The sequence below is a fragment of the Streptomyces sp. NPDC017246 genome, assembly GCF_044331325.1.
Taxonomy (GTDB): Bacteria; Actinomycetota; Actinomycetes; order Streptomycetales; family Streptomycetaceae; genus Streptomyces.
The window spans coordinates 423457-446116 of the sequence record NZ_JBIRMW010000002.1 but is presented as its reverse complement, the minus strand read 5'-3'; the positions used below and the strand labels follow the sequence as shown (position 1 = coordinate 446116).

The following is a 22660-nucleotide window of genomic DNA, read 5'->3' as shown; positions in this document are numbered from 1 at the left end:
CGGCGTCCTTCGACAACCCGCAGATCCCGCGGGCCCGGGCGAAGACACGGTCGGCCGGGTCGGACACGGGGGCGCCCGCGGAGGCGCCTGCGGCTGGGGCGGAGTCGGAGGCTGTTGCCGCGCCTGCGGCTGAGGCTGAGGCCGAGGCCGAGGTGCCTGCGGCTGAGGCTGCGCCTGCGACGGAGACAGCTGAGACGGCTGCGGCTGTGGCTGCGGCTGAGACTGCTGCCGCGCCTGAGGCGGAGGCCGCTGCGGCGACGGAGACCGCTGCCGGTGCTGAGGATGCGCCTGCCGCGGTCGAGGCGGAGACGCCTGCCGCCGAGGCGGAGACGGCCGCTGCTGACGTGAAGACGGCCGACGCGGCTGTGGACACGGCTGACGTGGACGTGCCGGAGGCGCCCGCCGCGGTCGAGGTGGAGACCCCGGAGGGTGGCGCCGACGAGTCGGCCGTCGCTCCTGAGGACGTGACGGCGGAGGAGGAGCCGGAGGCGGCAGCCCCGGCGGCCGAGACGACGGAGCCGCAGGCTGCGGAGACGCCGGTCGCCGAGGAGCCGACCTCGGCCGATGCGGAGACCCCGGTCGAGGCTGACGCCGAGGCGACCGCCACCGCCGAGCCCGAGGCCGAGGTCGAGGCCGTCACCGCGGAGCCCGAGGCCGACGAGCCCGCCGCCGTTGCGGACGTCGCCCCCGCCGAGGAGGAGCCGACGGCCGCCCCCGCCGCCGAGGAGTCGGCCGAGGCCACGGTCGAGGCTGACGCCGACGCCGACGTCACGGTCGAGGCTGACGCCGAGGCGACCGCCACCGCCGTGCCCGAGGCCGCGGTCGAGGCCGTCACCGCCGAGCCCGAGGCCGACGAGCCCGCCGCCGAGGCGACGGTCGAGCCGGAGGCCGGTGTCGGCCCGGCGCTCTCCCTTCCCCGGGTCAAGGCCCTCGCCCCGCACCTCGCCGACGCCTACAAGGCCGCCGGGGCGCAGCTGAAGAAGCAGGAGCTCACGGGGGCACGGGCCGCCGTGTACCTCGTGGTGGACCGGTCCGGTTCGATGCGCGGGTACTTCAAGGACGGGTCGGTGCAGCGGCTCGCCGAGCAGGTCACCGCGCTCGCGGCGCACCTCGACGAGGACGCCACCGTCACGACGGTGTTCTTCTCGACGGACATCGACGGGACGGTCGACCTGACCCCCGCCGGCCTCACGCCCACCCGCGTGGAGGAGGTCAACGCCGGTCTCGGTCGTCTGGGCCGTACGAACTACCACCGCGCCGTGGAAGAGGTCCTCGCCCACCACGAGAAGGCGGACCCCGCGCGCCCCGCCCTGGTCGTCTTCCAGACGGACGGCGCGCCGGAGTCGAAGACCGCCGCGGCGCAGGCCCTGGCCGAGGCGGAGGGCCGCCCGCTGCACTGGCGTTTCGTGGCCTGGGGCGAGGAGGACAACAAGGCCTTCGACTTCGTACGGAAGCTCGACGGCACTCCTCGTACGGCCACGTTCTTCGCGGGCGTGACCCCGGTCGAGACGGCGCACGCCGCCTTCTACCGCGGTCTGCTCGCGGGCCTGGAGTTCTGAGGCCCCGGGGAGGGCGCGTCCCGCGGATTCCGCGGGACCTCGCACGGCGCGGGCCGGGTCCGGGATTTTCCCGGGCCCGGCCCGCCGGCGTGAGCGGGGTCGTCGTGGTGGACGCGGGTTCGGGCGGACCCGGCGGCCCGTGGACGCTCTTCCCCGGCAGAATCCTTTTCTCTTCTTGTGCGGCATTCGGGTGATACTCACCCGCCGCTGAGTTTCACCGCCCCTAAGATCCACTCTCGTGACAGAACGTCAAAGTCCTTTACCCGCAACGGACATGGCCGGTTCCGCCGATGTGGTCATCCTCGGCGCGGGGCCCGCCGGGCTGCTGCTCGGCAACCTTCTCCTCCGCAGCGGCATCGACTGTGTCGTCCTGGAGCGGGCGAGCCGCGCGCATGTGCAGCAGCGGGCGCGGGCCGGTTTCCTCGCCCCGCACACCGCGACGGTGCTGGCCCGGCACGGCCTCGACGAGGGGCTGCGCGGACGCGGACAGGAGCACGGCGTCTGCGGTGACGGCGGTGTCGGTGACCGGCAGGCTCACCGTCACCACCAGCCCCCCGCCTTCCGCCCCGCCCCGCGCCAGCGCCCGTACCGTCCCGCCGTGTGCCACCGCGATCGACCGCACGATGGAGAGGCCGAGCCCCGCGCCGGGCCCCATCCGGTCCCGGCCCTCGCCCCGCCGGAAGGGTTCGAAGAGTCCGTCGACCTCCTCGTCGGGGACGACCGGCCCGGTGTTGGTGACGGTCAGGACGCCGCCGTCCACCCGTACGTCGACCTCGCCCCCGGGCACGTTGTACGCGACCGCGTTCGCGACGAGGTTCCGTACGAGCTGTCCGAGGAGCACCCGGCTGCCCCGTACGACACCGCCGTCGGCCGTCACCCGGGCGCCCTCGTACTCCTCCTCGGCGACCTCGCCGAGCGGTACGTCCTCCCGTTCGGCGAGCCCCCGCTCGCTGCGGGCGAGGAGCAGCAGCCCGTCGATGAGCCGTTCGCTGCGCCGGTTCGCGTCGAGGAGCACCTGCCGGACGTCGCAGTCGTCGTCGAGGCCGACCTGGATGGCGACGCGCTGGGTGGCGAGCGGGGTGCGGAGTTCGTGGGAGGCGTTGGCGATGAAGCGGCGCTGGCTGTCGAAGGCGGTCTCCAGGCGCCCGAGCAGCGCGTCGATGGTGTCGCCGAGCTCCTTGAGCTCGTCGTCGGGCCCGCCGACCGCGATCCGGTCGTGCAGGGTGCGTTCGGAGAGGCGCCGCGCGCGGGCGGTCATCTCGTGCACGGGCCGCAGGACGCGTCCGGCGGTCCACCACCCGACGACGACCGCGCAGCAGGCCATGACGAGCAGGGCGAGGCCCGACCACATGAGCATCTGCTCGCCGGCGGCCCGGCTGATGTCGTCACCGAGCTCGTACGCCTCGACGACGGCGACCCCGTTCGTGGCACCGCCGGCGCGCGCCACGATCGCGTCGGTCTCGTCGTCCGTCCCGGCGAGGACGAGCAGGTTCACGACGAGCAGCAGCACCGTCCCGAGGACCAGGAAGGCACCCCCGTACACGAGGGCGATCCGTGTCCGGATGGTGGAGCCGGACCCCAGGTAGGCGCCGTCGGACCGGGTCACAGCCGGTACCCCACGCCCTGCACCGTCGTGATCAGCGCCGGCTCGCCCAGCTTCGCCCGCAGCTTGCTCATACAGACCCGTACGGCCCCGGTGAAGGGGTCCGCGTGGGCGTCCCAGGCACGGTCGAGGAGCTCCTCGGCGGAGACGGCGGCCCCGTCGGCCTCCAGCAGGATCTGGAGGACGGAGAACTCCTTCGGGGACAGGTCGAGGTCCCGCCCGCCGCGGGTGGCGGTCCGCCGGACGGTGTCCACGCGGAGCCCGTACCGCTCCAGGAGCGGGGGTACGGCCGGGCGGGCGGAGCGGCGGCGCAGGGCGCGCACCCGGGAGACCAGCTCGGGGAACTCGAAGGGCTTGCCGAGGTAGTCGTCGGCGCCGAGGTCGAGCCCGGTGACGCGGTCCTCGGTGGTGGTGGCGGCGGTCAGCATGAGGATGCGGGTCGGGGAGCCCTCGGCGACGAGCCGGCGGGCGACGTCGTCGCCGTGGACGCGGGGCAGATCGCGGTCGAGGACGAGGACGTCGTACGGGTGGAGGCCGAGGTGGTCGAGGGCGGCGTCGCCGCTGTGGACGGTGTCGACGGCGAAGCCGGCGCGCCGCAGGCCGGTGGCGACGAGCTCGGCGAGGACCCGCTCGTCCTCGGCTACCAGTACACGCATGGGCCTCATCCTCCCGCGCACCCGCGGCCCGGCGGCCGGGGCCCCGTTTTATCGATGTGAGTGGATCTTCGTACGCCCGTTAGGATTTCGACCATGGCGGCCACTGGATCCGAGAAGCAGGGGGCGAAGGCGTTCTACGTCACGACCCCCATTTACTACGTCAACGACGCTCCTCACCTGGGCCACGCCTATACGACCGTCGCAGGCGACGTGCTCACGCGCTGGCACCGTCAGCGCGGCGAGAAGGTGTGGTACCTCACCGGCACGGACGAGCACGGTCAGAAGATCATGCGCACGGCCGAGGCGAACGACGTCACGCCCCAGGCCTGGTGCGACAAGCTCGTCGAGGAGGCCTGGAAGCCCCTCTGGGAGCACCTGAACATCGCGAACGACGACTTCATCCGCACCACGCAGAAGCGTCACACCGACCGCGTCCAGGAGTTCGTGCAGGACCTGTTCGACAAGGACGAGATCTACAAGGGCGGGTACGAAGGCCCGTACTGCGTGGGCTGTGAGGAGTACAAGCTCCCCGGCGACCTCATCGAGGCCGAGGACGGCACCAAGCTGTGCGCCGTCCACAAGAAGCCGGTGGAGATCCTCAAGGAGGAGAACTACTTCTTCAAGCTCAGCGAGTACGGCCCGAAGCTCCTGGAGTTCTACGAGGCGAACCCGGGCTTCATCCAGCCGGAGTCGGCCCGCAACGAGGTCGTGAACTTCGTCAAGCAGGGCCTGGAGGACCTCTCCATCTCGCGCTCGACGTTCGACTGGGGCGTCCCCGTGCCGTGGGACGAGAAGCACGTCATCTACGTGTGGATCGACGCGCTGCTCAACTACGCGACGGCCGTCGGCTACAACGAGAACCCGGCGAAGTTCGACGAGACCTTCCCGGCGAACGTCCACCTCATCGGCAAGGACATCCTGCGCTTCCACGCGGTGATCTGGCCGGCGATGCTGATGGCGCAGGGCCTGCCGGTCCCCGGCCGGGTCGCGGCCAACGGCTGGCTGATGGTCGGCGGCGAGAAGATGTCGAAGTCGAACCTGACCGGCATCAAGCCGCAGGACCTGACCTCGCACTTCGGCGTGGACGCGTACCGCTGGTACTTCCTGCGGGCGATCGCGTTCGGCCAGGACGGTTCGTTCTCGTGGGAGGACTTCTCCGCCCGCTACACGTCCGAGCTCGCCAACGACTACGGCAACCTCGCCTCGCGCGTCGCGGCCATGGTCGGCAAGTACTTCGACGGCGCGCTGCCGGCCTCCGCGGCCGACGGCGAGGCGGAGAAGGCGATCCAGGACGGCCTGTCCAAGGCGGTCGCCACGGCCGACCTGAAGATCGGCGAGGAGCTGGACTTCCAGGGCGGCATCCTGGCGATCTTCGACTTCGTGAAGCAGGTCAACGGCTACATCACGGAGCAGGAGCCCTGGAAGGTCGCGAAGGACGACAGCGAGGAGGGCCGTGCCCGCCTCGCCACGATCCTCTACACGGCCGCCGAGTCGCTCCGCGCCGTCGCGGTCCTGCTGAACCCGGTCATGCCGGAGACCTCGCAGGCGCTCTGGGAGTCCCTGGGCGCCGAGGCGTCCCTGGGCACCCTGGCCGCACAGCCGGTCCAGTCCTCCGCCACGTGGGGCCAGCTCCCCGCCGGCGCGACGGTGACGAAGGGCGCGGTGCTGTTCCCGCGCCTGGAGGAGAAGAAGGACTGACGTCCGCCCTTCCGTACGGCGAAGGCCGCCGCCTCCTCCCTTCCGGGAGGGGGCGGCGGCCTTTCCCTTGCGCGTCACCAGGTCAGGGCGAGGGCGGCGACGGCGGGGGCCATGTAGACGAGCGGGAAGGGAGCGTGGCCGTAGGCGCGGGCCCGGAGCACGGTGATCACCGCGCCGGCGAAGTACAGGATCAGCCCGATCGCGGCGAGGGTCCCGATCACCGGCACGTAGAACCCGACGATCAGCCCGGCGGCTCCGGCGGCCTTGGCGGCCCCGAGCCAGTTCCACCAGGCCCGCGGCACGCCGTACTGGGCGAGGGGCTCGACGACGAACTTCGCCCGGAAGAAGATCGATGCCCCGGAGAACCCGGCCATGAACGCGGCGACGGCGGTGACGACGACGGCGGTGGTGGACATCTCGGTGAACATCGTGGGCTCCTCGTCCGGTGAACGTCCGCCTCGACCGAGCCGGACACAGCACTGACGGAGCGGGGGCCACACGTGTGACAGCCTGCGTCAAAAACCTTCGGGGGTCACTGCGCCCAGTCCTTGAGCGGCTCAGTGTCGAGCTCCATGCCGACCGGCTCCGGCAGCATGACCGTCTTTCCGAAGGTCGCCGTAACGATCATGTCGTACCGACCGTCGCCAGGCTGGGAGTGCACCTTCACTTCGCCCGTCACACGGTCGATCAACAGATAGACGGGGATGCCGGTCTCGGCATAGGCACGCGGCTTCTCGACGCGGTCACGTCGGTCGGTGTCCGAGTCGTGCGAGGTGACCTCGACCGCCATCAGCACACCGTCGGCACTCGCCCACTCGCCTTGGCCGACGAAGGTGTCGTTGGGTGCGAGGCAGCCGTCGGGCCGAGCGTTTCCCTTGCGGTAGGACCCGATCCTCAGCCCCTGGTCCACGTGCAGCCACCAGCCCGTGTCGGCCTGGATGCACAGGCGGGTCAGCCACTGGACGATGCGTCCGTGGTCGCCGTCAGGCAAGGCTTTCTCCCCGATCTTCCCGTCGATGAACTCCAGTCGCAGGGCATCGCTCAACCGGTCACCCACACGCGCGAGCTCCTCGAACTGCTCCTGCGTCATGGCACGTGTCCGCTGCTCGACTGCATCCACGGCGGCGTCCTCCTGGATCGGTGGTGCCCTCCACGGTACGTGCTCCCCGGTCCGCTCGACGGGGTTCGTCGCTGACGCCATGACAGGCACGCTGGCATATGCCTCCGGCCTGGGATGGAGGCTTTCTCGTGCTTTCACCCGCACGGGTGACGACATTCGTACAAGACCGCCGACCGGCACCCCGCGCATCATCACCCGCATGAATGCCTACGACGGAGAGCACGCACAGGTAATGCACGTGGTCCACGACGGCCCCCGGCAGGCGCCACCGCTGCTGCTCATCCACGGATCGGGTGCCTCCGGCGGCTCCTGGAGCCCGGTCGTCCCGGCACTCGCCGGCAGCCGTCACGTCCTCCGGGTCGATCTCCCCGGCTGCGGCCAGTCACCGCCCGCGGCCTCCTACGACGTCCCCGGACAGGCACTCCGGGTGGCGGCCCGCCTCGACCGCCTCGGCCTCGGCCCCCTCACCGTGGTCGGACACTCCAGTGGCGGCTACGTCGCCACCGCGCTCGCCGAACAGCGACCCGACCTGGTGCGGTCGATCGCCCTGATCAGCACCGGCCCGAGCCTCGACGCGCTGCTCCCGCAACCGCTCGTCCTGCGCGTCCTGGTGGGCCCGCCTCTCGGCCCTCTCCTGTGGTCGAGGCGTTCGGACGCGATGATCCGCAAGGGGCTCCGGGCGACGGCCGCGCGTCCGGTGGACGTCCCTGACGACATGGTCGCCGAGATGCGGGGCACCACGTACCGCACGTTCAGGACGGTGCTGCGCCGGGGCACGGAGTACCTGGCCGAGCGGAGCGTGCCCGAGCGTCTCACCGCCCTCGGCCTGCCCGTCCTGGCTGTCTTCGGCACCGCCGACCCCCGGTGGGAGCCGTCGTCGGTGCACCGGTACGACGCCGTGCCGAACGCGCGGGTCGAGCAACTCCCCGGCGTCGGACACCTGCCCATGCTCGAAGCCCCTGAGGCGACCGGCGGACTGCTCCTCGACTTCTCGGCATCGCACCCAAACGCGCCGCACAGCTGGTGCGGTTCGACCACGCTGCCCGCCTCCTCGCGGCGGGTCACGCCGTCGCGGGCGTCGCCGCCGAGAGCGGCTACGCCGACCAGTCCCACCTTCACCGCGAGGTCAGGTCGTTCACCGGGCTCACTCCCACGGCGGTCGCCGCCGCACCGTGGCTGGCGATCGACGGCATCGCATGGCCGACCGCACCGGCCTCTTCCTGACGGGCTTCGGTGTACGTCAGTTGCCGACCGCGTACGAGACGAAGCCCGCCCACGCGCCGGGCAGGAACGCGAGCCGCGGGCCGTCGAGGCACTTGGAGTCGCGGACGTGGACGGTGGCGGGGGTGGTGATGGCGACCTCGACGCAGGAGTCGCCCTCGCTGCTGCTGCTGTAGCTGCTCTTGAACCACGCCAGTTCGGAGGCGTCCCCGGCAGAGGTGTTGCGGATCATGTCTCTCCCAGCAGTTGCTCAATGAAGGCGGTCGACTCACGTGGAGTAAGGGCCTGAGCCCGGATGATGCCATACCGCAACTCCAGGATATGGAGCTGTTTCGGCTCGGTCACCGGCCGCCCATTGGCCACGGCTGCAGAGCGGCCCACCGCCGATCCATCATCGAACTTCAAGACCTCGATACCACCAGCGAGCCCGGCATGTTCCTCGCGATCCAGCGGCATCACCTGAAGCTCGACGTTCCGCAACTGCCCCACCTCCAGCAGTCGCTCCAGTTGAGGACGCCTCAGACTCCGCCCGCCCAGCGGGCGGCGAAGCGTCCACTCCTCCAGAACGAAGCTGATCTCTGGGGCCGGGTCCCGCTGGAAGACGCTCTGCCTCGCCATCCGACCGGCCGCCATCCGCTCCACCTCGTCCTGCGTGTACGCCGGTCGCCTCATCAACAGCAGCCCGCGCGCGTACTCCGGCGTCTGCAGGAGGCCGTGGATGTTCAGCGGGTCGTAGAGCTGGATCTCGACCGCCTTCCCCTCCATCTTCGCCAACGCCCGCACCTTCTTCGGGTACCGGACCTTCGCCACGTCCTCCTTCATGGCCGAGAGCAGGCCGCCCGCCCCCAGTACCTCGTCCGCCTTGTCCAGGAACTCGGGGCGCGGGATCCGCTTGCCGCTCTCGATCTTGTAGATGAGGTCCTCGCCGTAGCCCGTGGCCGTCCCCAGCTCGGCGGCCCGCATCCCCACCGACTCCCTCCGGAGCTTCAACTGCCGACCCACGGTGGCGACCACGGCCACACCCCAGTCGTCGTCCGGGTCGACCTCCCACCCCGGTTCGTCCGCCTCGGTCTTGAGCCGCTGTGCCGCACCATCCACCGACATACCGCACCTTTCCCTCGCCCCTTCGTGGCGCGACGCCCCTACCCGTGAAGAGGGTCCGGACAGCCCGGACAGCAGTGGACAAGCTCCGGACAGTGGCTCTACGCAACGACGTCGTCACTGTTCACGGTAGCCAGGAGCGGCCACGCTCGGTGACGTGAATCAGCAGAACGTGACGCAAGTCCACGCCCCCGCACGCCACTTCAGCGTGCTCCTGTCCCCCACGCCCCGAGGGGCCCGGCTGGCACGGCTGCTCGCCGTCGGGTGGATGCGGGACCACGACGTCCCGTACGGGGTGACGGAGTCCGCGACCCAGGTCGTCGCCGAACTGGCCGCGAACGCGGCGACGCACGGCAGGGTCGCCGGCCGGAGCTTCCGGCTCGTACTCCTGTCACGGCCGGACAGGCTTCGGATCGAGGTGACGGACACCCGGGGCGAGCGCCTCCCTCGCGCCCGACCGGCCCGCCCCGAGGGGGACTCCGGGCGGGGACTGATCCTGGTCGGGGCGCTGGCCGACCGGTGGGGCGTCGAGCCCGGCCCCGTACCCCGGAAGACCGTCTGGGCGGAACTCGACCTGCCACACCCCTGACCGCCCCCGACCTGCGCAAAGGGCCCGGTCACCGAATCCCGTGAGTCCGGCCTCCGGTCGGGTGGACGGTCTCCCAAGAAACGACCACCGGGAGAAAGAGACCGAACCAAACCCCACCCCTCCTCCCACTCGGGCCGGTCTCACTCGCGAGGGTGAATATGCCCAACTCGGCTGGCTTTGGGGTGGGTTGTTTGATCTACGCTCTGCCCATCCGATACGGACGCAGACATGCGTCGGCCCTCGCCGGGACATGCCATCCCAAGGCGAGGGCCTGACCACCAAGGAAGAGAACAGCTTCCCGATGGATGAAGAAAACCGTAGCGCCCTGGTGCCCGCCCTGTCCCGTGACGGGGCCAAGAACCACCTTTCCCGGGGGACTTCCTGTGGAGTGGTGCACGAGAACACCCGTCACTCCACTCACTTCACGGTGGTCGGCAACCACCTCGCGCAGCACACGGACCTCTCGCTCACGGCGATCGGACTCGCGACCCACATCCAGTCACTGCCGGCCGGATCGCCCGTGGACATCAGGTCGCTGGCCCGGCGTTTCCCGGAGGGCACGGCACGCATCGCCGGCGCCCTGCGCGAGCTGGAGGCCCACGGCTACCTGCGCCGCACCAAGGAACGCACGGCGACCGGGCGGGTCGTGACCCGTACGGTCTCGTGCAACCGACCCGGCCGCACGGGCAGCGCCCCACGCCGCACGAGCGCCGCCCCCTCGCCCCGTCCCGCCCAGGACGACGGCCCACCTCCGAGGCCCGAGGCGGAACCTCCGCCACGACGGCACGAGCAGCGCGAACCCCGCCGACGGACCGCCCTGCCGGCCGTTCCGCAACCCGCGTACCCCACGCCCGACCAGCTCCAGACGGCCATCGGCGTCCTCGCCGGCCTCCGTCGCACGGATCCCCGCCTGCTGATCTCCGCGACCGAGGCCGAACACCTCGCGCCAGGCGTCGTCGCCTGGCTGGAAAGGGAGTTCACCCCCGAATCCGTCCACCGCGCACTGACCACCGCCCTCCCACCGGAGCCCCTCCGTCGCCCCGCCGCCCTCCTGGCCCATCGTCTGACGGCCCAACTCCCGCCCCTGCCACCGTTCCGCTCACCTGAGCAGCCCTCCGTCCGGCACCCCCTCCACAACTGCGACAGCTGCGACCGCGCCTACCGGGGCCCGGAACCGGGCAACTGCGGGTCCTGCGCGCCGATGGCGGGATCGGACTTATGTTCGTTGCTCGTGTGAACGAGCACGTGGCAGCATGCCCGGGTGAGTGAGAACGGGGACGACATACCGAGGTCCCGGCAGGTTTCGAGGCTCTCGGATCTGGCGGACGCGCCTGCCGAGGCGGCGGGTCGGGGCGGGGAGGCGACTCCGGGGGACCCGCCCGCACAGGCCGTACCGCAGGCGGAGCAGACGGACGGGATCGCAGGGGCCCGGCGGGAGTTTGCGCGGTTGCTGGGCGAATTCCGCCGCACGGCCGTCCTGGTGCCGTTCGACGACCAGGACAGCCTGTGGACCGCGGACCTCAACGGGGTCCGGTGGATCTGCGCCTTCTCGGACGAGGAGGCGCTGGGCAGGTTCGCGGCGGCCCGGGGAGAGGCCGGGCGGGAGTGGACGTACCGGACGATCCTGGGCGCGCGGCTCCTCGACGTGATGGTGCCGATGCTGCCCGGTCCGGGCGGCGTCGCTCTGGACGCAGGCAGCACGGACGGAATGCTCTTCCCGCCGGTGGCGGGGATCGTCCCGGACGAGGTGGCGGTGGACCTGGAGAACGCAGTGGATCTCGGGGGGACGGGGACACGATGAGCGGGAATCAGCCCGATCTCGCGGCGCCGGCGGCGGCGCTCGCGGAGATAGCGAAGGGCATCGACCTGGCGCACGCCGAGCTGAAGGAACTCGGCATGATCGGCGAGGCGTCGGCGGGCCGCGGCTTCTCCGATCTGGCCCTGTCGGGGCTGGAGTTGGGGCACGGCGGATTGACGTCGGAGTTCGAGACGTTCTGCAGCCGGTGGGAGTGGGGCATACGTGCGCTCACCCAGCGGGGAAACGGCTTCGCGCAGGCGGTCGGCCTGTCGGCGGGCTCGTTCGCGGAGCAGGAGCAGTACATCAAGGACTCGATCAAGATCGGGGCGAACTCCCTCAACGGGAACCCGCACCTCTCCGAGGACGAGGTGAAGCAGAAGAGCTGGGACACCCTCCGCGACCAGCAGATGTGGGACGGCGCGGACTGGAGCGGGGAGTCGTTCAGCGCGGCCCATGACGAGGTCAAGCAGACCTGGAAGAACACCGCGTACGACGTCGAGGACTCGATGCTCGACGGCTTGGAGCGCTCGGGTGCGATCGACCCGACGACGCGGGACGGAGCGGACCAGAGGCTCAAGGACCTGCTCGATCCCGACCGGGCGACCATCGAGCAGGCCGAACAGCCGCGGTGGGGGGAGAACCGCTGATGGTGGACTGGGGAGGTCTGGTCGACAAGGGCATCGACAAGATCGGTGACGGCATCGACAAGGGCAAGGAACTGCTCGGCGAGGGCATCGACCACGCCACCGACAAGGTCGGCCAGGGTCTGGAGAAGATCGGCGCGCACGAGATCGCGGACTCGGTCGAGGACTGGGGCGACGAGACCGCGTCCTCGCTCGGCGCCCAGGTCGGGGAGCAGCAGCTCGGGCAGACCGAGGAAGCCGACGAGCTGATCCACGGGAAGCCGGAGAAGGTCACCGAGGCGGTGAAGAACCTCCGGGACTTCCGACGCGCGTTCGACCTGGTCGGCGGCGGGATGAAGAAGCTCGACGCGGGCCACTGGAAGGGCGAGGCGGCCGACGCGTTCCGGGAGAAGTTCTCGACCCTGCCGACCGACTGGCTGCGCGCGGCGGACGCGATGGAGAACGCGGCCAAGGCGCTGGAGACGTACGCCAAGGCGATCGTGAGCGCGCAGGGCAAGGCGCGTGAGGCGATCGCGCTGTACAAGGAGGGCGACCAGGACTCCAAGACGGCGGTCGACACGTACAACAAGAAGGTCGACGCCTACAACGCGGCGCGCTCCGGCGACAGTCCGCTGCCGGACCCCGGCGCCTTCTCCGACCCCGGCAAGGCCAAGCGGCAGCGGGCCAAGGAGATCCTGAACGACGCGCGGAAGGCCCGCAACGAGGCCGGGGACACGGCGAAGGCGGCCGTCGGCGCGGCCCTCGCGCACGCACCGAAGGAGCCGTCGGGCCGCGAGCGGGCCAAGCTGGAGCTGATGGACTACGGCCTGGGCCAGGGCATCGAACTGGCCCACTTCGGCGGCGGAGTCGTCAAGGGCACAGCGGGCCTCCTCAACTTCGTCCGCTCGGTCAACCCGGTGGACCCGTACAACCTGACCCACCCGGCGGAGTACTACAAGGGCGTCAACATGACGCTCGCCGGCCTGGTCTCCACGGCCGCCAACCCGGACAGGGCGCTGAAGAACGCCTGGGAGGCGGCGAAGGGCGACCCGTCGGAGTTCTTCGGCCGCCTGGTACCGGAGGTACTGGGGACGAAGGGCGCGGGAGTGATCCGGGGAGGCCTGCGCGCGGGCCTGAAGGACGCGACCAAGCACCTGCCGGAAGGGAAGAAGCCGGGCGGCAGCCGCGGGGACCAGGAGAAGGACCCGCCCAGCACCTGCAAGACGGGCAAGGAGACGCGATGCGAGAAGGACCCCGTCGACATCGCCTCGGGCCGGGTCCTGCTGCCGCAGAGCGACATCGTCCTGCCCGGCTCGCTTCCCGTCGTCTTCCGGCGGACCTTCGACTCCTCGCGCCGCTCGGGCCGCTGGTTCGGCCCGACGTGGTCGTCGTCGGTGGACCAGCGTCTTGAGATCGACTCGGAGGGCGTGGTCTTCAACTGCGACGAGGGCAGCCTGCTCGCGTACCCGCACCCGGCACCCGGCGTCCCGGTCATGCCCACGCACGGCAGGCAGTGGCCGCTGGACCGGGTCGAGGACGGCTACACGATCACCGACCCCGACACCGGAACGGTCCGGCACTTCGTCGACCACACCGACGAACTCGCGCTCCTGGTCCAGATCGACGACCGCAACGGCCGCTGGATCGCCTTCGAGCACGACGAGGCGGGCGCCCCGACGGCGATCGTCCACCACGGCGGCTACCACCTCAAGCTCACGACGAGCGAGGGGCGGGTGACGGCACTCCACCTCGCCGACGCGGCGGCGGACGGCTCCGACCAGGAGATCCTGCGCTACGGCTACACGGACGGCCACCTGACGGAGGTCACCAACTCCTCGGGCGTGCCCCTTCGCTTCGGCTGCGACGAGCACGGCCGCATCACCTCGTGGACCGACACCAACGGCAGCCGCTTCGACTACGTCTACGACGACCAGGACCGCTGCACCTACCAGTCGGGCACGAACGGACACCTCGAAACCAGCTTCACCTGGGACGACGTCGATCCGTCGACGGGTCTCCGCATGACATCCCTCACCGACGGACTGGGCCACACCAAGCGGCACGTGATCAACGACCTCTCCCAGGTCGTCGCCGAGATCGACGAGCTGGGCGCGGTCACCCGCTTCGTGTACGACCGCCGCAACCGGCTGCTGTCCCGGACGGACCCGCTGGGGCACGTCAGCTCCTTCACCTACGACGAGCAGGGCCGGCTGACCCTCCTGGAGCGTCCGGACGGCCGCCAGGCGCGGGCCGAGTACGACGCCGCCGGATTCCCGATACGCATCACCGGCACCGACGGCAACGTCACCCGGCAGACTTTCGACGAACGCGGCAACCGCACGTCGGTGACGGACCCGTCGGGCGCCCGCACGGAGTTCACGTACGACGAATCGGGACGACTCACGTCGGTGACGGACCCGATCGGCGCCACCACCCGGTTGGTCGTGGACGCCCGCGGCCTCCCGATCGAGGTCACCGGTCCGCTGGGGGCCACGAGCCGGTACGACCACGACGCCTTCGGCCGCAGGGTCCGGTCCACCGACCCTCTGGGCGCGGTCACCAGGATGGAGTGGACGGTCGAGGGTCGACCGTCCCGCCGGACGGCACCCGACGGCACGACGCAGTCCTGGACGTACGACGGCGAGGGCAACTGCCTGAGCCACACCGACGCGATGGGCGCGACGACCCGCTTCACGTACACCGATTTCGACCTGATGGCGTCCCGCACGGGCCCGGACGGGGCCACGTACGCGTTCTCCCACGACACGAACCTGCGGCTGACCCGGGTAGCCGACCCGCAGGGCCTGACCTGGGACTACGCCTACGACCCGGCGGGCCGCGTCGTCACGGAGACGGACTTCGACGGCCGGACGCTGAGCTACGACTACGACGCGGTGGGGCGACTCGCCTCCCGCAGGAACGGACTCGGGCAGACGATCCGGTTCGACCGCGACAGCGTCGGCAGGATCATCCGCAAGGACGCCGAGGGGACGGCCACCCTCTTCGAGTACGACGTCTTCGATCAACTGGTGTCGGCAACCGGCCCTGACGCGACCCTGCAACGCCTCCGGGACCGCTACGGCCGCCTCGTCTCCGAGACCGTCAACGGACGCACGCTCTCGTTCACGTACGACCCGATGGGGCGGCGAACGGGGCGGACGACGCCTGGCGGGTCGACGAGCACGTGGTCGTACGGCGAGGCGGGACGCCGGACCGAGCTGATCGCCTCGGGCCACACGTTGGCCTTCGACCATGATCTCCTGGGGCGTGAAACCTCGTGGCGCGTCGATGACTTCGCCGCTCTGACCTCGTCGTTCGACACGATGGGCCGCCTCACCGTGCAGGAGGTCACGGACAGCGCGGGAGACCGTCTCCAGCACCGTGCATACGCCTACCGCGAGGACGGCGGACTCGTCGGCATCACCGACGAGCTCGCGGGCGCCCGCCGGTTCGAACTGGACGTGGTGGGCCGCGTCACGGCAGTCCGTGCAGACGACTGGGCGGAGCGGTACGCCTATGACAGCGTCGGCAATCAGACGGAGGCGTCCTGGCCGTCCACCCACCCCGCCCGCTCCTCGACGGGCCCACGCGTGTACCAGGGCACCCGCATCACCGGCGCCGGGTCCGTCCGCTACGAACACGACGCCCAGGGCCGCATCGTCCTGCGCCAGAAGACCCGCCTGTCGAGGAAGCCGGACACCTGGCGCTACGCATGGGACGCCGAGGATCGTCTGACCTCGGTGACGACCCCGGACGGCACGGTCTGGCGATACGAGTACGACCCGCTGGGCCGCCGCATACGGAAGCAATCGGCGCAGGAGGCCGTCCACTTCACCTGGGACGGCACGACGCTCTGCGAGCAGACGACCGAAGCCTTCACCCTGACCTGGGATCACGCGGGGTTACGGCCCCTGGCTCAGACGGAGCGCCGTGCCGATTCCACCGATGAGCGCTTCTTCGCCATCGTCACGGACTTGATCGGCACACCGACGGAACTCGTGGACGAGTCGGGAGAGTTGGCCTGGCGCGCCCGCGCGACGCTCTGGGGCACGACGACGTGGAACAGGTCGGCCACCGCCTACACGCCCCTGCGCTTTCCCGGACAATACTTCGACCCGGAATCGGGGCTGCACTACAACCACTTCCGCTACTACGACCCGGAAAGCGGCCGCTACCTCAGCCAGGACCCACTGGGCCTCGCCCCGGCACCGAACCCGGCGGCGTACGTCCACAACCCGCACACGTGGAGCGACCCGCTGGGGCTGTCGCCCTGTCCGCCCGGCGGCCCCGAAAAACATCTCCCGCTGGATGCCGAGCGCGGCGACGTCCTCTTCCCGGACCATGACTCAGCCCTCGCCGAGGTCCTGCGTCGCTACGACATCGAGGATCCCTCATACGTCGAGAGAGTCGACCAGTGGGGAAAGAACCCGAACCTCTACGGCCCCAAGGGTGAACCGTGGGAGCTGATAAGGGCGATCGACTCCAAGGGAAATGAACTGGAGTTCCATCACCACGCGAATGGGCATTACTTCAAGAACAAGGACCCAGAGCTGGAGGAGTGGTCGCTACCTCATTATCACGGCCCCAAGGGCGAGCACATCTACTATGGCGACATGCAATCAGGATATGGGCTCAGAGGAGTGCCGAGAGATGCTGGATGAGCCATACCTCATCGCCGGACAGTCGCGCTGGGACCCGGAGGAGATCGGTTCCGTCGTCTCGTCCTTGGACGGGCCTTTGGGCGATGTCGGGGCCGTGTGGGTGTTCTGCGACCCGAGCCAGGAGGCAAGCAGCTGGGCCAGCGCCTTGACCGCCCTCCACCAGGACGAGATCTTCACATGGTCGGCGAAGCTGCGCCCGGGGGGCTGGGAGCCTCCGGGCGAGACGGACGAGCACTCCATTCTGTGGAGATCCGGTCAGCGGGCGGCAGCCGAGCAATTCCCCGGGCTTCCACGCTTCGAGTCCCGGTACCAGGTTTTTCCGAACACGGAGCCGGCAGTGCGCGATGTCATCGGCGAGCTGGGCGCCCGCAGCTCGGGATTCGCATGCGCCGTGGGGGATCGCGAAGCACCGAGGAATTCCTGGACCCAATCGGCGCAGATCATGGAGACCCACTTCTCGCTCTCCAGAGATTTCAAGAACTCGATGGGCCTGGAGTCACGGCGCAGACGAATCGCCTCGCTCTACGTGAGGTTCTCCGTCGAAGCAGGTCTCTTTCCTGTCATTCCGCTCAACAGACATCCGCACGCGGGGCTGGTCCTCTTCTGCCCTGCTGAAAGTTACCCGGAATCCTTCCGGAGGATGGCGAGGGGTGTGACGGCTCTCGAAGGCGGCGAGGCGACCAAGCGGATCCACGACTTCCTCGGGCAGGGCGGAGATCTCGCCTATCTTTGAGCGACCCCCGGAGGCTGCTGGCAGTCGCAACGCGAAACGGCCCGGAATCCGAGTGGATTCCGGGCCCTTCGTCGCTCAGGGCGAGGGACTACCGCGCCGCGTCCGGGTGGACCGCGTCCGTGATGTCGACCGTCTTCTTCTCGACCGGCTTGCGGAGCTGGATGTTCAGCTCGCGCAGGCGGGACTCGTCCAGCTCGGTCGGGGCGCCCATCAGGAGGTCCTGGGCGTTGCCGTTGAGCGGGAAGGCGATGGTCTCGCGGATGTTCGGCTCGTCCGCGAGGAGCATCACGATGCGGTCGACGCCGGGGGCGATGCCGCCGTGCGGCGGGGCGCCGTACTCGAAGGCGCGGAGCATGCCCGCGAACTCGTGCTCGACCGTCTCGCGCGAGTAGCCCGCGATCTCGAAGGCCTTGAACATGATCTCGGGCTCGTGGTTCCGGATCGCGCCGGAGGAGAGCTCGATGCCGTTGCAGACGATGTCGTACTGCCAGCCGAGGACGTCCAGCGGGTCCTGGGTCTCCAGGGCCTCAAGGCCGCCCTGCGGCATCGAGAACGGGTTGTGCGAGAAGTCGATCTTGCCGGTCTCCTCGTCCTTCTCGTACATCGGGAAGTCCACGATCCACGCGAAGCGGAAGACGTTCTCCTCGAACTGGCCGGCGCGCTTGGCGGCCTCGACCCGGACCGGGCCCATGATCTTGGAGACCTCGTCGAACTCGCCCGCGCCGAAGAAGATCGCGTGGCCGGGCTCCAGGCCGAGGCGCTCGGTGAGGACCTTGACGTTCTCCTCGGTGAGGAACTTGGCGATCGGGCCGGTGAGGGCGTTGCCCTCGCCGACGCGGACCCAGGCCAGGCCCTTGGCGCCGAGGGAGACGGCGAAGTCGCCGAGCTGGTCGAAGAACTTGCGCGGCTGGTCGCCGGTGTTCGGGACGGCGAGCGCGCGGACGTGCTTGCCGGCGAAGGCCTTGAACTCCGAGGCCTCGAAGACGTCCGAGATGTCGACGAGTTCCAGCGCGGTGCGCAGGTCGGGCTTGTCGTTGCCGTACTTGAGCATCGACTCGCGGAACGGGATCCGCGGGAACGGCGAGGTGACGTGGCGGCCGCCGCCGAACTCCTCGAAGAGCTCGGTCATGAGCTTCTCGATCGGCTGGAAGACGTCCTCCTGCTCGACGAAGCTCATCTCGACGTCGAGCTGGTAGAACTCGCCCGGCGAGCGGTCGGCGCGGGCGTCCTCGTCGCGGAAGCAGGGCGCGATCTGGAAGTAGCGGTCGAAGCCGGAGATCATCAGCAGCTGCTTGAACTGCTGGGGCGCCTGCGGCAGCGCGTAGAACTTGCCCGGGTTCAGACGGGACGGGACGACGAAGTCGCGGGCGCCCTCGGGGGAGGTCGCGGCGAGGATCGGGGTCGCCATCTCGTTGAAGCCGAGGGCCACCATCTTGGAGCGGATGGCGGCGATGACGGCGGAGCGCAGCATGATGTTGCGGTGCATGCGCTCGCGGCGCAGGTCGAGGAAGCGGTACTCCAGGCGCCGCTCCTCGTTCACGCCGTCGTCGGCGTTGATGGTGAAGGGGATCTGCTTCGCGGCGCCCAGGACCTCGACCGTGGCGGCCTCGATCTCGATCTCGCCGGTGCCGAGCTCCGGGTTGACGTTGTCCGCGCCACGCGAGACGACCTTGCCGTCGACGCGGACGACGGTCTCCTTCGTCAGCTTGTCGAGGACTTCGGCGGCGGCGGTGCCGGGCCGGGCGACGAGCTGCGTGATGCCGTAGTGGTCGCGCAGATCGATGAAGAGGATGCCGCCCAGGTCGCGCCGATTGTGCAGCCAGCCGCTCAGCCGGACGTCGGTGCCGACGTCAGAGGCGCGGAGCTCGCCGCAGGTGTGGGACCTGTACCGATGCATCGTCGTTCATCCAGTCTTCGGGATCTTGGGGTAGGTCGCCGCGGTCCGTGCGCGCGGAACCCCGGGAACGGAGTCACGCATGTCACAGAACACGCGGGCAGACCCACCCAGCGTACCGGCCGGGCCAAGATCGCTTTTCGAATACTCTCGGATGCGACCTGGTGTCCGATATTCATAAAGTGGGGCAATGCGCACCGAGGACGTCCTGGCCGCGATCGCGACCGGCCTGTGGCGCTGGGACAACGCGTCCGGGACCGTCTCGCTCGACGCCGAGGCCGCCCGGCTGCTCGGGCTGCCCGCGGAGGCCGTCCGGCTCACCGAGGCGGCGGTGCGATCGCGTTTTCACCCGGTCGACTGGAACGAGATCGACGGGGTCGTCAACCTCGCCGTCGCCGAGGGGACTCTCGCCGAGGCGCGGCTGCGGATCATGGACGGGCAGGGCCGGGTGATCCGTACGGTACGGAGCAGGTCGAAGCCGCTCATCCGGGGGAACGACTACCAGCTGGTCGGCACCCTCCAGGAGGTCGCCGAGCAGCAGCCGGGGACCGCCGCACGGACCCCCGTCACCGGTGACTGGCGCCGTTCCCGCGAGGCCTTCCTGCTGGACGCGGGGCGGGCGCTCGCGGAGGCCCGGTCGACGGCCGAGGTGCTGCGGGTGGCGGCCTCGCTGTCGATGCCGGGGTTCTCGCCGGACGGGCTCGCGGTCTTCGGGGTGGCGGGCGACCGGCTGACGGTCATCGGCCACCACGGGCACAGCGAGGGCGACGAGGGGCCGTTCTCCTCGATGTCCCTGGACACCGACTATCCGGCGGCGGAGGTCGCCCGGACGGGCCGGGCGATCTATCTGCCGAGCCCCGACGAGTACCTGCGCCGTTTTCCCATGACCTGGCCGCTCGCGCAGCGCTTCGGGCGCCGTTCCTGGGCCTTCGTGCCACTGATCGTCGCCGGCCGCACGATGGGGGCCTGGATGGCGGCCTTCAAGCACCCGGTGGCCTTCACGCCAGACGAGCGTTCGGTGCTGACGACGGTGGCCCGGATGCTCGCGCAGGCCCTGGCACGCGCGGGCGTGGCCGAGTCCGAGCGGGAGCTGTCCCTGGGACTCCAGCGGACGATGATGCCGGTCCTCGGGCCCGGCATCCCCGGGATCCGGGTCGCCGCCCGGTACGTGCCCACCGGCGGCGGTCTCCAGGTCGGCGGCGACTGGTACGACATGATCCGGCTGCCCGGTGGCAGCTCCCGCGCGGGCGGGCGGGGCGCGGGCCGTATCGCCCTCGTCATCGGCGACGTCCAGGGCCACGACGTCCGGGCGGCCGGCCTGATGGGGCAGCTGCGGATCGCCCTGCGCGCGTACGCCTCCGAGGGCCACCGGCCGGACGCCGTCCTCTCCCGCGCCTCGCGCTTCCTGTACGGGATCACCGACGGCGACGACGGGGAGGGCGAGGCGGGTCCGCGTTTCGCGACCTGCCTCTACCTGGAGGTCGACCTGGAGACGGGGACGGTGGACATCGCGCGGGCGGGGCACCCGGACCCGGCGGTACGGATGAACGACGGAACGGTTCTCCTCCGGCCCACCGCGGGCGGTCTGCCGCTCGGCATCGACCCCGACACCGACTACCCCACCACCCGGCTGACCCTGGAACCCGGCGAGACCCTGATGATCTGCACCGACGGCCTCCTGGAGACCGGCGGGCACGACCTCGACACCGGCTGGGAGCGCGTCAGGGAGCTCTTGGAGTCCCACGACGGCAAGGACCTGGAGGAGCTCGCCGACATCCTCGTGGAGGCCGTGCACGGCCCCGGCTCCCACCACACGACCGGACCGCTCGCCGACCGCCGCGAGGACGACATCGCCGTCCTGCTGCTCTCCCGCCGGCCCGCCGGCACGCTGCCTGAGGCCCCGCGGCGCACCCTGATGACCATCGCCCAGGCCGAACCGGAACGGATCGCCGAGGCGCGCGAGCAGATGCGGCAGCTGCTGCACGACTGGGAGGACGAGGACCAGCTGGACTCGGCGGTCCTGATGGTCTCCGAGATGGTCACGAACGTCCTCGTCCACACGGACGGCGACGCGCTCCTGGTCGCCGAGGTCGCCTGCGGCGAGAAGACCCGGCGGCTGCGCGTCGAGGTCTCCGACACGAGCGACGAACTGCCGCACAAGCGCCACCCGGGCGAGATGGCGTCGAGCGGCCGCGGTCTGGTGCTGATGGAGATGCTGGCGGACGCGTGGGGCGTCGACCCGCGCGGCGAGGGCAAGGCGATCTGGTTCGAGCTGAACGAACCGGACTCGGGGAAGGGCTGCTGCGGGTAGCCCGGGCGGGCTGGGCTCTCCGGCGGGCTCGACTCCCCGGCGGGCTCGGCTCTCCGGTGGGCTGGACTCCCCGGCAGGCTCGGCTCCCCGGCAGGCTGGACTCCCCGGCAGGCTCGGCTCCCCGGCGGGCTCGGCCCCTCGTGGCGGACGGGTTCCGCGCGCCGCCCCCACGTACGGCGTCGCCGGGCCGACTCCGCGCGCGCCGCCCCCTCGTACGGCGCAGACTGGTGTCGTACGCCCGCCTGGGGGACCCACGCCGGGGGGATCACGGAGCATGCCATGGACACCCACAAGGTCGGCAGCGACACCACCGTGCTGGCCGACAGCCTCGAAGTGCCGGGCATCGGGCATCTGCCCATCAACGCGTATGTCGTCACCGCCACGGAACCCGTCGTCGTCGACACCGGCGTCTCCCTCCCCGACCGGGACTTCGTCGCGACGCTCGGCGAGGTGATCGACCCGGCCGATGTGCGCTGGATCTGGCTCACCCACCCCGACCGGGACCACACCGGCGGAATCTTCGCCCTCCTCGACGCCGCGCCGCACGCGCGCGTGGTCACGACGTTCCTGGGCGCCGGCGAGATGACCACCGAACGTCCGCTGCCCATGGACCGGGTGTACTTCCTCAACCCCGGCCAGTCGCTGGACGTCGGCGACCGCTCCCTGCGGGCCTTCCGGCCGCCGCTCTTCGACAACCCCGCCACCGTCGGCTTCTACGACGACCGGACCCGCATCTGCTTCACCTCCGACTGTTTCGGCGGACCCATGCCGAGCGCCGAGGTCGCGGAGAGCGGGCACGCGAGCGACCTCAAGCCGGAGGACCTGCGGCAGGCCCAGCTGATGTGGGCGACGATCGACAGCCCCTGGGCGCACCTCGTGGACCCGGAGAAGTACCGGGCGACGATCGAGCCGATACAGGAGATGGACCCGGAGATCGTGCTGTGCACGCATCTGCCGCCGGCCGTACGGATGCTGGACCGGATGGTCGAGACGATCGCGATGGTCCCGGACTCCGACCCCTTCGTCGGGCCCGACCAGGCGGCCCTGGAACAGCTCCTGGCCTCCTTCGAGCCGGGTGCGCTCCAGGCCTGAG

At 70.5% G+C, this 22660-nt stretch carries 16 protein-coding genes and 4 pseudogenes; 13 read left to right on the top strand and 7 right to left on the bottom strand.

The window, feature by feature from the left end; translation table 11 throughout:
- Window positions 1–344 precede the first annotated feature (344 nt).
- Window positions 345–1559 (top strand): VWA domain-containing protein, encoded by a 1215-nt coding sequence (locus ACH4MY_RS06730; protein ID WP_397998477.1) that lies wholly within the window; start codon window positions 345–347, stop codon window positions 1557–1559.
- A 274-nt stretch (window positions 1560–1833) separates the two neighbouring features.
- A pseudogene (locus ACH4MY_RS06725) lies at window positions 1834–2013 on the top strand (FAD-dependent monooxygenase); the annotation flags it as partial.
- A 57-nt stretch (window positions 2014–2070) separates the two neighbouring features.
- On the opposite strand, the pseudogene ACH4MY_RS06720 reads toward ACH4MY_RS06725, so the two are convergent.
- A pseudogene (locus tag ACH4MY_RS06720) lies at window positions 2071–3165 on the bottom strand (sensor histidine kinase); the annotation flags it as partial.
- On the bottom strand, window positions 3162–3818 hold the full coding sequence (locus tag ACH4MY_RS06715) for a response regulator transcription factor (protein WP_397998474.1): 657 nt from the start codon (window positions 3816–3818) through the stop codon (window positions 3162–3164). The gene ACH4MY_RS06715 and the pseudogene ACH4MY_RS06720, both read right to left, overlap by 4 nt.
- A 93-nt stretch (window positions 3819–3911) precedes the next feature.
- On the opposite strand from ACH4MY_RS06715, the gene metG reads away from it, so the two are divergent.
- On the top strand, window positions 3912–5516 hold the full coding sequence (gene metG / locus ACH4MY_RS06710) for a methionine--tRNA ligase (RefSeq protein WP_397998471.1): 1605 nt from the start codon (window positions 3912–3914) through the stop codon (window positions 5514–5516).
- Between the two features lie 74 nt (window positions 5517–5590).
- On the opposite strand, the gene ACH4MY_RS06705 is transcribed toward metG, so the two are convergent.
- Window positions 5591–5944, bottom strand: a complete 354-nt coding sequence (locus ACH4MY_RS06705; RefSeq protein WP_397998468.1) for a DoxX family protein — start codon at window positions 5942–5944, stop codon at window positions 5591–5593.
- A 104-nt stretch (window positions 5945–6048) separates the two neighbouring features.
- Entirely contained in the window at window positions 6049–6636 is a 588-nt protein-coding gene (locus tag ACH4MY_RS06700; RefSeq protein WP_397998465.1) for a Uma2 family endonuclease, read from the bottom strand.
- A gap of 199 nt (window positions 6637–6835) precedes the next feature.
- Here ACH4MY_RS06700 and ACH4MY_RS06695 point away from each other — a divergent pair.
- Together ACH4MY_RS06695 and ACH4MY_RS06690 are read left to right on the top strand one after the other, a co-directional pair.
- Window positions 6836–7651 (top strand): annotated as a pseudogene (locus ACH4MY_RS06695) (alpha/beta fold hydrolase); the annotation flags it as partial.
- Window positions 7627–7860: pseudogene (locus ACH4MY_RS06690) on the top strand (helix-turn-helix domain-containing protein); the annotation flags it as partial. The pseudogenes ACH4MY_RS06695 and ACH4MY_RS06690, both read left to right, overlap by 25 nt.
- Window positions 7861–7876: 16 nt before the next feature.
- On the opposite strand, the gene ACH4MY_RS06685 reads toward ACH4MY_RS06690, so the two are convergent.
- Window positions 7877–8089: a DUF397 domain-containing protein gene (locus tag ACH4MY_RS06685; protein WP_397998461.1), complete on the bottom strand. Its 213-nt coding sequence runs from the start codon at window positions 8087–8089 to the stop codon at window positions 7877–7879.
- Window positions 8086–8961 (bottom strand): helix-turn-helix domain-containing protein, encoded by an 876-nt coding sequence (locus ACH4MY_RS06680; protein ID WP_397998458.1) that lies wholly within the window; start codon window positions 8959–8961, stop codon window positions 8086–8088. The genes ACH4MY_RS06685 and ACH4MY_RS06680 overlap by 4 nt, the downstream gene beginning before the upstream one ends.
- Before the next feature lie 154 nt (window positions 8962–9115).
- Between ACH4MY_RS06680 and ACH4MY_RS06675 the strand changes: the two genes are divergently transcribed.
- The 6 genes from ACH4MY_RS06675 (at window position 9116) to ACH4MY_RS06650 (ending at window position 17362) form a co-directional block, all read left to right on the top strand.
- Entirely contained in the window at window positions 9116–9547 is a 432-nt protein-coding gene (locus tag ACH4MY_RS06675; RefSeq protein ID WP_397998456.1) for an ATP-binding protein, read from the top strand.
- A 301-nt stretch (window positions 9548–9848) separates the two neighbouring features.
- Window positions 9849–10784 carry a helix-turn-helix domain-containing protein gene (locus ACH4MY_RS06670; protein ID WP_397998454.1) on the top strand — a complete coding sequence of 312 codons (936 nt, stop codon included), beginning with the start codon at window positions 9849–9851 and terminating at the stop codon, window positions 10782–10784.
- Between the two features lie 24 nt (window positions 10785–10808).
- A complete protein-coding gene (locus ACH4MY_RS06665) occupies window positions 10809–11348 on the top strand; it encodes an SseB family protein (protein ID WP_397998450.1) in 540 nt (179 codons plus the stop codon).
- Window positions 11345–11992, top strand: coding sequence for a hypothetical protein (locus tag ACH4MY_RS06660; protein WP_397998447.1), 648 nt, complete (start codon window positions 11345–11347; stop codon window positions 11990–11992). Before ACH4MY_RS06665 ends, ACH4MY_RS06660 begins: the two co-directional genes overlap by 4 nt.
- Window positions 11992–16629: a putative T7SS-secreted protein gene (locus ACH4MY_RS06655; protein WP_397998444.1), complete on the top strand. Its 4638-nt coding sequence runs from the start codon at window positions 11992–11994 to the stop codon at window positions 16627–16629. The genes ACH4MY_RS06660 and ACH4MY_RS06655 overlap by 1 nt, the downstream gene beginning before the upstream one ends.
- On the top strand, window positions 16619–17362 hold the full coding sequence (locus tag ACH4MY_RS06650; protein WP_397998442.1) for a hypothetical protein: 744 nt from the start codon (window positions 16619–16621) through the stop codon (window positions 17360–17362). Before ACH4MY_RS06655 ends, ACH4MY_RS06650 begins: the two co-directional genes overlap by 11 nt.
- Before the next feature lie 88 nt (window positions 17363–17450).
- Here ACH4MY_RS06650 and aspS read toward each other — a convergent pair whose 3' ends face one another.
- On the bottom strand, window positions 17451–19259 hold the full coding sequence (gene aspS, locus ACH4MY_RS06645) for an aspartate--tRNA ligase (protein WP_397998439.1): 1809 nt from the start codon (window positions 19257–19259) through the stop codon (window positions 17451–17453).
- 187 nt (window positions 19260–19446) lie between these two features.
- Between aspS and ACH4MY_RS06640 the strand changes: the two genes are divergently transcribed.
- Both ACH4MY_RS06640 and ACH4MY_RS06635 read left to right on the top strand, forming a co-directional pair.
- The gene (locus ACH4MY_RS06640) at window positions 19447–21567 is read left to right on the top strand and encodes a SpoIIE family protein phosphatase (protein WP_397998436.1); all 2121 of its coding nucleotides are present in this window, start codon (window positions 19447–19449) and stop codon (window positions 21565–21567) included.
- A gap of 279 nt (window positions 21568–21846) precedes the next feature.
- Window positions 21847–22659 (top strand): MBL fold metallo-hydrolase, encoded by an 813-nt coding sequence (locus ACH4MY_RS06635; protein WP_397998434.1) that lies wholly within the window; start codon window positions 21847–21849, stop codon window positions 22657–22659.
- Window position 22660 lies beyond the last annotated feature (1 nt).

Coding starts and splice junctions, on each gene's coding strand:
- ACH4MY_RS06705 (WP_397998468.1), bottom strand. CDS start 5,944: ATGTTCACCGAGATGTCCACCACCGCCGTCGTCGTCACCGCCGTCGCC.
- metG (WP_397998471.1), top strand. CDS start 3,912: ATGGCGGCCACTGGATCCGAGAAGCAGGGGGCGAAGGCGTTCTACGTC.
- ACH4MY_RS06655 (WP_397998444.1), top strand. CDS start 11,992: ATGGTGGACTGGGGAGGTCTGGTCGACAAGGGCATCGACAAGATCGGT.
- aspS (WP_397998439.1), bottom strand. CDS start 19,259: ATGCATCGGTACAGGTCCCACACCTGCGGCGAGCTCCGCGCCTCTGAC.
- ACH4MY_RS06660 (WP_397998447.1), top strand. CDS start 11,345: ATGAGCGGGAATCAGCCCGATCTCGCGGCGCCGGCGGCGGCGCTCGCG.
- ACH4MY_RS06685 (WP_397998461.1), bottom strand. CDS start 8,089: ATGATCCGCAACACCTCTGCCGGGGACGCCTCCGAACTGGCGTGGTTC.
- ACH4MY_RS06670 (WP_397998454.1), top strand. CDS start 9,849: ATGGATGAAGAAAACCGTAGCGCCCTGGTGCCCGCCCTGTCCCGTGAC.
- ACH4MY_RS06635 (WP_397998434.1), top strand. CDS start 21,847: ATGGACACCCACAAGGTCGGCAGCGACACCACCGTGCTGGCCGACAGC.
- ACH4MY_RS06680 (WP_397998458.1), bottom strand. CDS start 8,961: ATGTCGGTGGATGGTGCGGCACAGCGGCTCAAGACCGAGGCGGACGAA.
- ACH4MY_RS06715 (WP_397998474.1), bottom strand. CDS start 3,818: ATGCGTGTACTGGTAGCCGAGGACGAGCGGGTCCTCGCCGAGCTCGTC.
- ACH4MY_RS06650 (WP_397998442.1), top strand. CDS start 16,619: ATGCTGGATGAGCCATACCTCATCGCCGGACAGTCGCGCTGGGACCCG.
- ACH4MY_RS06640 (WP_397998436.1), top strand. CDS start 19,447: ATGCGCACCGAGGACGTCCTGGCCGCGATCGCGACCGGCCTGTGGCGC.